Origin of the sequence: Pseudothauera nasutitermitis, assembly GCF_004801295.1 — a bacterium.
GTDB classification, from domain to species: Bacteria; Pseudomonadota; Gammaproteobacteria; order Burkholderiales; family Rhodocyclaceae; genus Pseudothauera; species Pseudothauera nasutitermitis.
Genome location: NZ_SSOC01000003.1, coordinates 507,941 through 521,431, shown reverse-complemented (window position 1 = coordinate 521,431; position 13,491 = coordinate 507,941). Strand labels below are relative to the sequence as shown.

At 67.2% G+C, this 13,491-nt stretch carries 11 protein-coding genes and 2 tRNA genes; 8 read left to right on the top strand and 5 right to left on the bottom strand.

From position 1 onward, the window contains the following. The first annotated feature begins 45 nt into the window (after positions 1–45). Genes E6C76_RS09740 through E6C76_RS09730 form a run of 3 tightly spaced genes read left to right on the top strand, consistent with a single transcriptional unit; the run spans position 46 to position 4,373 of the window. On the top strand, positions 46–2,337 hold the full coding sequence (locus tag E6C76_RS09740; RefSeq protein ID WP_136348019.1) for a DNA translocase FtsK: 2,292 nt from the start codon (positions 46–48) through the stop codon (positions 2,335–2,337). Position 2,338: 1 nt separating this feature from the next. Then, complete coding sequence (gene lolA, locus E6C76_RS09735) at positions 2,339–2,989, top strand: outer membrane lipoprotein chaperone LolA (protein ID WP_136348018.1); 651 nt, start codon at positions 2,339–2,341, stop codon at positions 2,987–2,989. A gap of 13 nt (positions 2,990–3,002) precedes the next feature. Next, complete coding sequence (locus E6C76_RS09730) at positions 3,003–4,373, top strand: replication-associated recombination protein A (protein WP_136348017.1); 1,371 nt, start codon at positions 3,003–3,005, stop codon at positions 4,371–4,373. Between the two features lie 16 nt (positions 4,374–4,389). On the opposite strand, the gene E6C76_RS09725 is transcribed toward E6C76_RS09730, so the two are convergent. Continuing rightward, positions 4,390–4,653: a hypothetical protein gene (locus E6C76_RS09725; protein ID WP_136348016.1), complete on the bottom strand. Its 264-nt coding sequence runs from the start codon at positions 4,651–4,653 to the stop codon at positions 4,390–4,392. A gap of 262 nt (positions 4,654–4,915) precedes the next feature. On the opposite strand from E6C76_RS09725, the gene serS reads away from it, so the two are divergent. Next, complete coding sequence (gene serS, locus E6C76_RS09720; RefSeq protein ID WP_136348015.1) at positions 4,916–6,205, top strand: serine--tRNA ligase; 1,290 nt, start codon at positions 4,916–4,918, stop codon at positions 6,203–6,205. A 20-nt stretch (positions 6,206–6,225) separates the two neighbouring features. On the opposite strand, the gene mltF is transcribed toward serS, so the two are convergent. Next, on the bottom strand, positions 6,226–7,617 hold the full coding sequence (mltF, locus tag E6C76_RS09715) for a membrane-bound lytic murein transglycosylase MltF (protein ID WP_230976218.1): 1,392 nt from the start codon (positions 7,615–7,617) through the stop codon (positions 6,226–6,228). Positions 7,618–7,774: 157 nt separating this feature from the next. On the opposite strand from mltF, the gene E6C76_RS09710 reads away from it, so the two are divergent. The 4 genes from E6C76_RS09710 to E6C76_RS09695 all read left to right on the top strand — a co-directional run bounded on the left by E6C76_RS09710 (position 7,775) and on the right by E6C76_RS09695 (position 9,200). Continuing rightward, a complete protein-coding gene (locus tag E6C76_RS09710; RefSeq protein ID WP_136348013.1) occupies positions 7,775–8,146 on the top strand; it encodes a carboxymuconolactone decarboxylase family protein in 372 nt (123 codons plus the stop codon). 77 nt (positions 8,147–8,223) lie between these two features. Further along, positions 8,224–8,316 (top strand) — tRNA-Ser (locus tag E6C76_RS09705). A gap of 57 nt (positions 8,317–8,373) precedes the next feature. Then, positions 8,374–8,450: transfer RNA gene (locus E6C76_RS09700), tRNA-Arg, on the top strand. Positions 8,451–8,570: 120 nt separating this feature from the next. Continuing rightward, on the top strand, positions 8,571–9,200 hold the full coding sequence (locus E6C76_RS09695; protein ID WP_136348012.1) for a DUF1294 domain-containing protein: 630 nt from the start codon (positions 8,571–8,573) through the stop codon (positions 9,198–9,200). A gap of 97 nt (positions 9,201–9,297) precedes the next feature. Here E6C76_RS09695 and E6C76_RS09690 read toward each other — a convergent pair whose 3' ends face one another. The 3 genes from E6C76_RS09690 to aceF all read right to left on the bottom strand — a co-directional run bounded on the left by E6C76_RS09690 (position 9,298) and on the right by aceF (position 13,485). Next, positions 9,298–9,855 carry a phasin family protein gene (locus E6C76_RS09690; protein WP_136348011.1) on the bottom strand — a complete coding sequence of 186 codons (558 nt, stop codon included), beginning with the start codon at positions 9,853–9,855 and terminating at the stop codon, positions 9,298–9,300. A gap of 209 nt (positions 9,856–10,064) precedes the next feature. Continuing rightward, positions 10,065–11,840, bottom strand: a complete 1,776-nt coding sequence (gene lpdA, locus E6C76_RS09685; protein ID WP_136348010.1) for a dihydrolipoyl dehydrogenase — start codon at positions 11,838–11,840, stop codon at positions 10,065–10,067. 10 nt (positions 11,841–11,850) lie between these two features. Further along, positions 11,851–13,485, bottom strand: a complete 1,635-nt coding sequence (aceF, locus tag E6C76_RS09680; protein WP_136348009.1) for a dihydrolipoyllysine-residue acetyltransferase — start codon at positions 13,483–13,485, stop codon at positions 11,851–11,853. Positions 13,486–13,491 lie beyond the last annotated feature (6 nt).

Sequence of the window (13,491 nt, the reverse complement as noted above, 5' to 3'; positions counted from 1 at the left end):
ATAATCGGTCTCCATCCAGCCACCGGAAGCGCCGCGCGCCGTTCGATGTTGCCTCGTTCCACCTCCCGTTCCCAACCGCTTCCCGAAAAGATCTCGCACCTCCTGCACGAAGCCAAGTGGCTGGTGCTGGGGGTGATGTCACTGTATGTCGGGCTGATCCTGCTCGGCTACAACCAGGCCGATCCGGGCTGGTCGCACGCCGCCGAAGTGGCCCGCGTGAGCAACCCCGGCGGGCGCTTCGGCGCCTGGCTGGCGGATCTGCTGCTGTATCTGTTCGGCGTCTCGGCGTGGTGGTGGGTGGTCTTCCTGGGCTACGGGCTGGTCTGGGGTTTCCGCCGCCTGCGCCATGAATTCCTCGCCGACCGGCGCTCCTTCTTCATCGTGCTGGCCGGTTTCTTCGTCGTCCTGCTGGGCTCCAGCGCGCTGGAAGCGCTGCGCTTCCATTCCCATGGCGCCAGCGTGCCGCTCGGCCCCGGCGGGCTGATCGGCGTGGAACTGGGCAACGCGGTGCAGCGCTACCTGGGCTTCACCGGCGGCACGCTGCTGCTGCTCGCCCTGCTGGCCGGCGGTCTGTCGCTGTTCTCGGGCATCTCCTGGCTGACCGTGATCGAGCGCATCGGTCTCGGGCTGGAGCAGGCCTGGTTCGCCGCGCAGCGCGGCTACGCCACCTGGCAGGACCGCCGCGCGGGCCGCGAGCTCGCGCAGAAACGCGAGGCGGTGGTGGAAACCAGGCGGCGCAAATCGGTGGAGGCGCCGCCGCCGCAGTTGCGCATCGAACCCGCGGTGGTGGAAGTGCAGAAATCCGAGCGCGTGCACAAGGAGCGCCAGCAGACCCTGTTCGCCGATCCGGCGCAGGGCGGGCTGCCGCCGCTCGCGCTGCTCGACGAACCCAGTGGAGACGGCGAGCCGCCGTCGGCCGAGGCGCTGGAATTCACCTCGCGGCTGATCGAATCCAAGCTCGGCGAATTCGGCGTGGAAGTGAAAGTGCTGGCCGCCTATCCCGGCCCGGTGATCACGCGCTACGAAATCGAGCCGGCCGTCGGCGTGAAGGGCAGCCAGGTGGTCAATCTGGCCAAGGATCTGGCGCGCGCCCTGTCGCTGATCTCCATCCGCGTGGTGGAGACTGTGCCGGGCAAGTCGTGCATGGCGCTGGAACTGCCCAACCCCAAGCGGCAGACCGTGCGCCTGTCGGAAATCGTCGGCTCCAAGGTGTTCAACGACATGCACTCGGCGCTCACCGTGGTGCTTGGCAAGGACATCGGCGGCCAGCCGGTGGTCGCCGACCTGGCCAAGATGCCCCACCTGCTGGTGGCCGGCACCACCGGCTCGGGCAAGTCGGTGGGCATCAACGCGATGATCCTGTCGCTGCTCTACAAGAGTGAGCCGGACAAGGTGCGGCTGATCATGGTCGACCCGAAGATGCTGGAACTGTCCATCTACGAGGGCATTCCGCACCTGCTCGCGCCGGTGGTCACCGACATGAAGCACGCCGCCAACGCGCTGAACTGGTGCGTGGTGGAGATGGACAAGCGCTACAAGCTGATGGCCGCCGTGGGCGTGCGCAACCTGGCGGGCTTCAACAAGGCCGTGGCCGAGGCCGCCAGGGCCGGCGCGCCGCTCGGCAATCCGTTCTCGATCACCCCGGAAAGCCCCGAACCGCTCGAAGCGCTGCCGCACATCGTGGTGGTGGTGGATGAGCTGGCCGACATGATGATGGTGGTCGGCAAGAAGGTGGAAGAGCTCATCGCCCGCCTCGCGCAGAAGGCGCGCGCCGCCGGCATCCACCTGATCCTCGCCACCCAGCGCCCGTCGGTGGATGTGATCACCGGGCTGATCAAGGCCAACGTGCCGACCCGCATCGCCTTCCAGGTGTCCAGCAAGATCGACTCGCGCACTATCCTCGACCAGATGGGCGCGGAGAACCTGCTCGGCATGGGCGACATGCTCTACCTGCCGCCGGGCACCGGCCTGCCGGTGCGTGTGCATGGCGCCTTCGTCGCCGACGAAGAGGTGCACAAGGTGGTCGAGCACCTGAAGAGCCTGGGGCCGCCGGACTACGTGGAAGGCATCCTGTCCGCCCCCGAGGACGACATGGATGCCGCGCTGGGCGGTGGCGGCGGCGAGGGCGGCGACGAGGCCGACCCGCTCTACGACCAGGCCGTCGAGGTGGTCATCAAGACCCGCCGGCCGTCCATCTCCCTGGTCCAGCGCCATCTGCGCATCGGCTACAACCGCGCCGCCCGCCTCATCGAGCAGATGGAGCGCGCCGGGCTGGTCAGCGCGATGGGCGGCAATGGCAACCGCGAAGTCATCGTGCCGCCGAAGGAGGGCGATTGACATGAATCTTCCGCGACGTTTCGCGCTGCTGCGCTTGGCGGCCTGCGCCGCGCTGGTGCTGGCGCCGGCGCTGCATGCGCCCGCCGCGCTGGCGGCCGACGGCATCGAGCAACTGCGCCGCTTCGTGGCCGACACCCGGCAGGCGCAGGGCAGCTTCACGCAGATCGTCCATTCGGCTTCCGGGCGCAAGCCGCAGGAGGCCGCCGGCGAGTTCGCCTTCTCGCGGCCCGGGCGCTTCCGCTGGAGCTACGACACGCCCTACCAGCAACTGCTGGTGGGCGACGGCGAACGCCTGTGGTCGTGGGACCGCGATCTGGCCCAGGTCACCGTGCGCGCGCTCGGCGACGCGCTGGGCAGCACGCCGGCGGCGGTGCTGGTCGGCGCCGGCGATCTGGACGACGCCTTCGAACTCAGCGACGGCGGTGCCGCCGATGGCTTGTCCTGGGTGGTCGCCCGTCCGCGCCAGGCCGACAGCGGCTTCGAATCCATGCGTCTCGGCCTGGCCGGCAACCGCCTGCAGCGCATGGAGATGCGCGACAGCTTCGGGCAGAACACGGTGATCGTGTTCACCCGCCTGGAAACCGCTGCGCGGCTGGACGACACGCTGTTCCAGTTCACCCCGCCGCCCGGCGCCGACGTGATCGGCCAATAGGCGCCGGCCGGCGATGGGCGACCTGTTCGAGGCCATCGAACCGCCGCGTGTGCCGCTGGCCGAGCGCCTGCGCCCGCAGAGCCTGGACGAGGTGGCCGGGCAGCGCCATCTGCTCGGCCCCGGCAAGCCGCTGCGGCTGGCCTTCGAATCCGGCAAGCCGCATTCGATGATCCTGTGGGGCCCGCCGGGCGTGGGCAAGACCACGCTGGCGCGGCTGATGGCCAAGGGCTTCGACGCCGAATTCGTCGCGCTTTCGGCGGTGTTCTCCGGGGTCAAGGAAATCCGCGAGGCCATCGCCCAGGCGCAGGCCGCCAAGGCTCGCGGACGCCACACCATCCTGTTCGTCGACGAGGTGCATCGCTTCAACAAGGCCCAGCAGGACGCCTTCCTGCCCTATGTGGAGCAGGGGCTGGTGACGCTGATCGGCGCCACCACCGAGAATCCGTCCTTCGAAGTCAATTCCGCGCTGCTCTCGCGCGCGGCGGTGTATGTGCTGGAAGCCCTCGACAGCGAAGCGATGGCCAGCCTGTTCGAACGCGCACGCGGGCTGGCCTGCCCGGCGCTGGCCTTCGACGACGATGCGCGCGACCGCCTGATCGGCTTCGCCGACGGCGATGCGCGCCGCCTGATGAATCTGGTCGAGCAGGTCCAGGTGGCCGCCGAGACCGCCGGTGCGGACACGGTCACCGCCGAGTTCATCGACCAGGCGCTGTCGCGCAACCTGCGCCGTTTCGACAAGGGCGGCGAGGCCTTCTACGACCAGATTTCCGCCTTGCACAAGGCGGTGCGCGGCTCGCATCCGGATGCCGCACTGTACTGGCTGTGCCGCATGCTCGACGGCGGCGCCGACCCGCACTACCTGGGCCGCCGCCTGCTGCGCATGGCAGTGGAGGACATCGGCCTGGCCGATCCGCGCGCGCACGAGATCGCGCTGAATGCCTGCGCCACCTACGAGCGCCTGGGCTCCCCGGAGGGCGAACTGGCCCTGGCGCAGGCGGCGGTGTTCATGGCCTGCGCAGCCAAATCCAACGCGGTGTACAAGGCCTATAATGCCGCCCGGGCCTTCGTCGGCGCCGACGCGTCGCGCCCGGTGCCGCTGCACCTGCGCAACGCGCCGACCAAACTGATGAAGGAACTGGGCTACGGCAAGACCTACCGCTACGCGCACGACGAACCGGATGCCTACGCTGCCGGCGAGACCTATCTGCCGGAGGGCATGGACGAGCCGCACTGGTACCAGCCCACCGGGCGTGGCATGGAAGCGCGCATCGCGGAAAAGCTGGCCTGGCTGCGCGGTCTGGATGCCGCCGCAGGCGGGCAAGCGTCCGCCCCCTCCGCGAGGAATGCGGCGGGCAAGGCGGACGATGCGGGCAAACCCGGTTGAGGCCGGCTGTGCGTGCTCAGTGGGGCAGGGGATGATCGGCCATGAAGCGGGCGCACAGGCGGCGCGCCTCTTCGGCCTTGCGCAGGTCGCCGCGCTCGGTGGCCAGTTCGATCAGGTCGAGCATGTAGTGGGTGAGTACCAGCACCCCTTCCGGGGTCTGGACCAGCCCGCAGGCCACTTGGGCGGCGGCAACGTCGGGGATGCCCTCGTGCTCGGCGATCAGGGCAACTTCGTCTTCGGTGAGGTCGCAGTAGTCTAGGCAGTCGCGAATGGAAAGCATGCGGTACTCCTCCTTTGCATGGGCCGTCTGCGCGGTTCCGTCGATATCTTCAGATTAATCGTCCGAAAACGGATTGCAAGAAAAGTTTCACTCGATTTTTGTTCTTAAATATTTGATTTCATGTAGCTAATTGTGCTGTGCGGCATTTTGCCGGCGGCATTGGAAAGTGGTTTGGAGGCAGGGGTATGGCGGCATTCCTTGATGCCCGCTCTCAACTTCCGGCCCTATCCCAATGAACTGAAACGTAGATCGGAAAACGCTCATGCTCGACATCCAGCTCCTTCGCTCCCAGTTCGACCAGGTCGCTGCCCGCCTCGCCACGCGCGGGCTGACGCTGGACGCCGCCGCCTTCCAGGCCCTGGAAGAGGAACGCAAGCGTCTGCAGACCCGCACGCAGGAATTGCAGGCGCGCCGCAACGCGCTGTCCAAGGAAATCGGCAAGCTCAAGAGCCGTGGCGAGGACGCCTCGGCGGTGATGGCCGAGGTCGGTCAACTGGGCGATGAGCTGAAGGCCTGCGAACAGGCCCTGCCGGCGCTGCTGGAGCGCATCGGCGAATTCACCGCCGGCCTGCCCAACCTGCCGCACGCAAGCGTGCCGGTGGGCGAGGACGAGGCGGGCAACGTGGAAGTGCGCCGCTGGGGCACGCCGCGCGCCTTCGATTTCGAGGTGCGCGACCATGTCGACCTCGGCGCGCCGCTGGGGCTGGACTTCGAGACCGGTGCCCGCCTGTCGGGCGCGCGCTTCACCTTCCTGCGCGGGCAGATCGCCCGCCTGCACCGCGCGCTCGCGCAGTTCATGCTCGACGTGCAGACCGGCGAGCACGGCTACACCGAGTGCTACGCGCCCTACATCGTCAACCGCGAAGTGCTGGTCGGTACCGGCCAACTGCCCAAGTTCAAGGAGGACATGTTCTGGGTGCTGCGCGGCGGTGACGAGAGCGGGCTGGAGCAGTACCTGATCTCCACGTCCGAGATCCCGCTGACCAACACCGTGCGCGAGCAGGTACTGGCGCTGGACGATCTGCCGATCCGCCTGACCGCGCACAGCCCGTGCTTCCGCTCCGAGGCGGGCAGCGCCGGGCGCGACACGCGCGGGATGATCCGCCAGCACCAGTTCGACAAGGTGGAGATGGTGCAGATCACCCACCCGGAAAAGAGCTACGAGGCGCTGGAGAGCATGGTCGGCCACGCCGAGGCCATCCTGCAGAAGCTTGGTCTGCCGTACCGGGTGATCACCCTGTGCACCGGCGACATGGGTTTTTCCGCGGCCAAGACCTACGACCTGGAGGTCTGGCTGCCGGCGCAGAACACCTACCGCGAAATCTCCAGCTGCTCCAACTGCGAGGACTTCCAGGCGCGCCGCATGCAGGCGCGCTTCAAGAACGCGCAGGGCAAGAACGAACTGGTGCACACCCTCAACGGCTCCGGCCTTGCGGTGGGGCGCACCTTGGTCGCCGTGCTGGAGAACTACCAGCAGGCCGACGGCTCGATCACCGTGCCGGCGGCGCTGGTGCCCTACATGGGCGGCGTCGAGGTGCTGCGCGCGGGCTGATCCGCGTGCGGACGCGCCGCTCAGTCGGCGGCGCGCCCGAGCACGATGTTGCGCGGCTGCAGCGGCGGCACGTAGGGTGGTTCGATGCGGCTGAGGATGTCGTAGTAGTTGCGGATGCGTTCGGTCATGATCACCGCCTCGCCGCCGCGCGCCGCGCCGGCCTTCAGGCGTGAGGCGTATTCCGGCCGCGACAGCAGCGGCAGCACGCTCTTCATGCCCCACCACGAAGTGTTGTCGCGTTCCATGCTGCGCGCGATGGCGCGCGCGCCGCGCAGATGGCCCATGCCCAGGTTGTAGGCCGCAGTGGCCATCCACAGGCGGTCGGGTTCGTGGATCTCGTCCGGCAGTTCATCGCGCAGCATGGCGAGGTAGCGCGCACCGCCCAGGATGCTCTCGCGCGCATCCAGGCGATCCTGCACGCGCAGGCGGTCGGCGGTTTCGGCGGTCAGCATCATCATCCCGCGCACGCCGGTGCGCGAGGTGGCCAGCGGGTCCCACTGCGATTCCTGGTAGGCTAGCGCGGCCAGCATGCGCCAGTCGATGCCGGTGCGCGCCTGGGCTTCCTGGAAATGGCGGCGATAGCGCGGCAGCAACTCGCGGGTGCGCTGCAGGAAGGCGTTGATGTCCTGGTCGCGCAGACGTTGCACGTGGCCGAAGTAGCGGTCGGCCACGCGTGCGAGCAGTCCGCTGCCGGTCGATTCCCTCAGGAAGGCGTCCACCTCGGCGGCCAGCGGATCGTGTTCGTCGAGCGGCAGCGCCCAGGCGATCTCGGATTTCAGCGGCAGGTCCCAGGCCACCTGCAGGTCGGGAAAGATGCGCTTGGCCAGGGCGAAGTGCAGGCGGTCGGTGGCCACCAGGTCGAGTCTGCCTTCGGCGACGTGCTCCAGCAGGGTCTGGTCGCCTTCGGTGACCGGTACATGGAGATTCAGTCCGGGTTCCCGCTTGCGCAGGCGTTCGACCTTTTCCAGTACCAGCGAGCCGCGTCGGGCGCTCACCATGCGTCCGCTGAAGTCGCTTTCGGCGCGCAGCGCGGGGGTATCGTCGCGGCCCACCAGCACGTAATCCACGTCGCGCAGCGCGGCGGACCACTTCAGCGGCAGGCGCTCGTTGCGCGCCAGCCCGGCGGCGGCCATATGCACCTCGCCGTTCATCACCGCGGCCAGCATGCGCGGAACGTCCGGGTACACGACGAAACTCACCGGTACGTCGAGCCGCTCGCCAAGCAGCAGGATCAGGTCGTGCTCGAAGCCCGAGGCGCTTTCCCCGTCCGCACGAAAGGAGATCGCGTCGTGGCGGGTCGCCACGCGGAGCTCGCCCAGCTCGCGGTAGTTCGTGATGCGCTGCGCCGGCTCTTCCGGCGTACAGCCGGCGAGCAGGGCAGAGGCCAGGAGAGCGGCGATGGCTAGGCGCACAAGCAGTTCCGTTCGATTCGGGCGTGGTGATTGTGGTCGAGCGCGGGCAGGCCGGCAACCGCGTGGATCAATTTCGGCGGCAAAAGAGCGTGTGGAAGTAGGCTGCCTCTGCATTTATCTGTATATTAGTAATTTCTAACATATTGAGAGTGGAAGCATGTCCGGTAAATCCTTCGCGCAGATCACCAACGACCTTTCCAAGGCCCTGGAAGTCTTGAGAAGCGAGGCGCCCGAAACGATGAAAGGATTCGGCGCGATGGCCAAGGGCGCGCTGGCCGAGGGCAGTCTTTCGGCGTTGCACAAGGAGCTCATCGCCCTGGCCATCGGCGTGGCCTCGCGCTGCGATGGCTGCATCGGTTTCCATGTGAAGGCGCTGATCCGTCTCGGCGTCACCCGCGAACAACTGATGGAAACCCTGTCCGTGTGCGCCTACATGGGCGGCGGTCCGACCCTCATGTACGCGGCCGAAGCGGTGCGCGCCTACGAAGAGTTGCTGCCCCGTACCGCCCGTCCGGCAAGCGTCGCCTGAGCGCCTCGGGCTGGTGCAAAGCGCGATACTTGTGCGTATAATGCGCCCTCCCGGAAACATCGAGTTGCCGGGAAAGCGGAGAGGTACCGAAGCGGTCATAACGGCGCCGACTCGAAATCGGATGGTCAGGGAAACCTGGCACGGGGGTTCGAATCCCCCCCTCTCCGCCAGTAACGAAAAAGCTTGACGAGGCAAAAACAGCTGCTAAAATCTCGCTTCTTTCGAGAGCGCCCGTAGCTCATCTGGATAGAGTACCTGGCTACGAACCAGGGGGTAGGAGGTTCGAATCCTTCCGGGCGCGCCAGATTCGCAAAGCGGGGCACCAATCGGTGCCCCGCTTTTTTTTCGTTTACCCGGGCCGCAGCATTGTCCGGTGCGTGTCATGCATATATAAAAGCCACTTCGGGTTTCCACGGCTCTCCACATGCGCAGGCAAGGTCAGGTCAGTAACTGGAACGACGATAGAGGATTCGGCTTCATCACGCCGGAAGGTGGCGGTGAGCAGGTATTCGCGCATATCAGCGCCTTCACGGACCGACGTTTCCGGCCGGAAGGAGGCGAAGTGGTGAGCTATGAACTCGTCCAGGATGCCGAAGGGCGAGCGCGGGCACGCGCGGTGGCTTATGCCGGCAGGCATCGTGTGAGGCGCCTTTCGGGGCCCAAGCTGCTCGCGCTGGGCGTTGCGCTCGGTTTTCTGCTGTTCGTGCTGCTGGCGGTGCGGATGGGGCGCTTGCCGATCGAGGGGTTGTGGTTCTACCTGGCGGCCAGTGTCGTTGCGTTTCTGGCGTATGCGCTGGATAAGTCTGCCGCAGTGCGCAATCAGTGGCGAACGCAGGAGAGCACGCTGCATCTGTTCGGACTGCTGGGCGGCTGGCCTGGGGCCTTGGTGGCGCAGCAGATGCTGAGGCACAAGTCCGCGAAGACCTCGTTCCAGGTGACATTCTGGATCACCGTGGCGCTCAACTGTGCGGCGCTGGCATGGTTGCTGTCGCCCGATGGGGCGTCCTGGTTGCAGGTGGCACTGACCAAGTTGCGTGGATTGTGGGCTGGGTAACGGTGTGTTTTCGCAGATATTGAAATGAATACGGGCGCCGCTGGGCGCCCGTATTCATTTCTTTTGCCACGCCCGGATGGGCGCGGCGGAAGGGCGCTCAGGCGCTCTTGCGGGTCTGCTTGGTGACCGCGTCGACCGCCTTGACGGCGGCGGTGGTGGCGTTCGTCACATTGGCCTCGGTGATGTCCACGACCTGGCGGGTGGCCTTGGTGACGTTGTCGTAGGTGGCGTTGGCGGCGGCCAGGGCGCTCTTGACCGCGGCGATGGCGACGTCGGAACCGGCCGGCGCGGACTTGGCGGCGGCTTCCAGGGCGGCGTTGAGATCCTTGTTCAGCTCGGCGAAGCGGGTTTCCAGCAGGCGGGTGATTTCTTCCTGGTTCTGCGTGGCGATTTCATACACGCCGCGGTAGTAGGCGACCAGCTTGCCGGTGCCCGGCTGGACCAGGGATTGCTGCACGGCGAGGAAGGCCTGCGGATCCTTGGCCTCGGACAGGGCCTTGATGCTGCTCATGCTGTCCTCGATGAGGGCGCGGGCGGTGTTGAGGTTGAGGGCGGCCAGGCGCTCGGCGGAAGCCACGGCGGCGGCGCTGACGCCGAGCAGGGATTCGACGGCGGCCTTGTTGGTGGCTGCGAGCTTTTCGGGGGTCGTGATCATGATGATCTCCTGAGGTTGGGAAGGATACGGAGCCGCTCAGTCTGCCGATCCGACAGGCATTTGTTGCGGTGCACAATTGCAGTTTAAGCGTTGCTGCCGTGCTGTCAAGCTGAATTTGTGCATTGCAACAAAATCATCACATTGAAGCGAAAAAAGGCCGGCGGAGCCCGGAGGTTCGGCCGGCCGTAGCCGCACAGGGCGGGGAGGGATTACTTCTTGCGCTGCGGCGGCAGGTCGGTGCAGCTGCCGTGCGCGACTTCGGCGGCCATGCCCACGCTTTCTCCCAGGGTGGGGTGCGGGTGGATGGTCTTGCCGATGTCCACCGCGTCGGCGCCCATTTCGATGGCCAGGCAGACTTCGCCGATCATGTCGCCGGCAGAGGGGCCGACGATGGTGCCACCGATGACGCGATGCGTCTCGGCGTCGAAGATCAGCTTGGTGAAGCCGAAGTCCGCGCCGTTGGCGATGGCGCGGCCGCTGGCGGCCCAGGGGAACTTGGCGACGTCGACCTTCTTGCCCTCGGCCTTGGCCTGCGCCTCGGTGTAGCCCACCCAGGCCACTTCGGGATGGGTGTAGGCCACGCCGGGGATCACCGTGGCGTCGAAGGCGGCCTTGTGCCCGGCGATCACTTCGGCAGCGACGTGGCCCTCATGCACGGCCTTGTGGGCGAGCATGGGCTGGCCGACGACGTCGCCGATGGCGAAGATGTGCGGCACGTTGGTGCGCATCTGCGCGTCCACCGGGATGAAGCCGCGTTCGCCGACGACCACGCCGGCCTTGTCGGCGCTGATCTTGTTGCCGTTGGGCGAGCGCCCGGCGGATTGCAGCACCAGGTCGTACTTGGCCGGTTCGGCCGGAGCCCCTTCGCCTTCGAAGGTGACGTAGATGCCGTCGTCCCTGGCTTCGACCGCGACCGTCTTGGTCTTGAGCATGATCTTGTCGAAGCGGTGGGCGTTCTGCTTCTCCCACACTTTGACCGCGTCGCGGTCCGGCCCTTGCATCAGGCCGTCCATCATTTCTACCACGTCGATCCTGGCGCCCAGCGTGGAATACACCGTGGCCATTTCCAGGCCGATGATGCCGCCGCCGATGACCAGCATCTTGCCGGGCACCTGGCGCAGTTCCAGCGCGCCGGTGGAGCCGACGATGCGCGGATCCCTGGGGATGAAGGGCAGGTGCACGGCCGCGCTGCCGGCGGCGATGATGCAGTGCTTGAACTTCACCACCTTCTTGATGCCGGTCTTGTCCTGGCCGCTGCCGGTGGTTTCCTCGACCGCGATGTGATGCGGGTCGAGGAAGTTGCCGTAGCCGCGCACGATGTCCACCTTGCGCGCCTTGGCCATGCCGCCGAGGCCGCCGGTGAGCTTGGCGATCACGCCTTCCTTGTGGCGGCGCAATGCGTCCACGTCCACCGTCGGCTTGGCGAAGCTGACCCCGGCGGTGCTGACGTGCTCCGCTTCCTCGATCACCGCAGCCACGTGCAGCAGCGCCTTGGAGGGGATGCAGCCGACGTTCAGGCACACGCCGCCCAGGGTGGAATAGCGTTCGACGATGGCGGTCTTGAGGCCGAGGTCGGCGGCGCGGAAGGCGGCCGAATAGCCGCCCGGGCCGCCGCCGAGCACGACCACGTCGTATTCGGCATCGGCGCCGCCGCTGTGGGCGGCGGCCGCGGGGGCAGCCACTGGCGTGGCGGCCGGCGCAGCCGGGGTTGCGGCCTGGGCCGCCGGAGCCGGGGCGCTTGCCGCCGCGCCGGCTTCGATCTTCAGCAGTACGCTGCCTTCGCCGACCTTGTCGCCGACCGCGACCAGCACTTCCTTGACCACGCCGGCGGCGGAGGACGGCACGTCCATCGTTGCCTTGTCGGATTCCAGCGTGCAGATGGCGTCGTCCACATTGATGCTGTCGCCGGCCTTGACGAACAGTTCGATGATGGGCACCGAATCGAAGTCGCCGATGTCAGGAACCTTGATTTCCACGAGACTCATGGCGATCTCCTTACAGCATCACGCGGCGGAAGTCCGCCAGCAGTTGCGCCAGGTACACGTTGAAGCGGGTCGCCAGCGCACCGTCGATGACGCGGTGGTCGGCGGTCAGCGACATGGGCAGGGTCAGGCGCGGCACGAACTGCTTGCCGTCCCACACCGGCTTCATCACCGACTTGTTGACGCCGAGGATGGCGACTTCCGGCGCATTGACGATGGGTGCGAAGTAGGTGCCGCCGATGCCGCCCAGCGACGAGATGGTGAAGCAGGCGCCGGACATGTCGGCCGGGCCCAGCTTGCCGTCGCGCGCCTTCTTGGCCAGCGCGCCGGTTTCCGCTGCGATCTCGAACACGCTCTTCTTGTCGGCGTCCTTGACCACCGGCACCACCAGGCCGTTGGGCGTGTCGGCGGCGAAGGCGATGTTGAAGTACTTCTTGTAGACCAGGTTGTCGCCGTCGAGCGAGGTGTTGAACTCGGGGAATTCCTGTAGCGCGCGCACCGAGGCCTTGATGATGAAGGCGAGCATGGTGAGCTTCTTGCCGGATTTCTCGTGTTCCTTGTTCATCGCCACCCGGAAGGCTTCCAGGTCGGTGATGTCGGCGTCCTCGTGATAGGTCACCGCCGGGATCATCACCCAGTTGCGGGCGAGGTTCTGGCCGGAGATCTTCTTGATGCGCGACAGCGGCTTGACCTCGATCTCGCCGAACTTGGCGAAATCCACCTTGGGCCACGGCAGCAGATCCAGGCCGCCGCCCAGGCTGGCGCCGGCGGAGGCCGGCGTCTTGCCCGGCACCACGCCGGTCTGCATCGCGCCCTTGATGAAGGCGGTGACGTCGGCCTGGGTGATGCGGCCCTTCGGCCCGTTGCCCTTCACCTGGGCCAGATCCACGCCCAGTTCGCGCGCATAGGCGCGCACCGAGGGGCTGGCGTGCACCTTGCCGCCCAGCTTGACCGCCGACGGTGCGCCGGCGGCCTGGGAGGCGGCAGGAGCGGCTGCGGCAACCGGAACGGCCGCCGGCGTCGGTGCCGGCGGGGCGGCAGGCGCGCTTGCCGCCTGTGCGGCGGGGGTCGGGGCAGTGGCGCCTGCGGCTTCCACCTTGATCAGCACGGCGCCTTCGGAAACCTTGTCGCCGATCTTGACCAGCACTTCCTTGACCACGCCGGCGGCCGAGGAGGGCACGTCCATGGTGGCTTTGTCGGATTCCAGCGTGGCGATGGCGTCATCGACGGCGATGGTGTCGCCGGCCTTGACGAACAGCTCGATCACCGGCACGTCGGAGAAATCGCCGATGTCCGGCACCTTCACCTCGACCACGCCGCCGGCGGCCGGGGCCGCGGCGGGTGCCGGTGCGGCAGGAGCCGTGGCAGCCGGGGCCGCGGCCTGCGGGGCGGGCGCGGCGGCGCCGTCCGCGGCTTCCACCTTGATCAGCAGGCTGCCTTCGCCGACCTTGTCGCCGATCTTGACCAGCACTTCCTTGACCACGCCGGCGGCCGAGGAGGGCACGTCCATGGTGGCCTTGTCGGATTCCAGCGTGGCGATGGCGTCATCGACGGCGATGGTGTCGCCGACCTTGACGAACAATTCGATCACCGGCACCTCGGAGAAGTCGCCGATGTCCGGAACCTTCACTTCGATCAACTGGCTCATCGTTCT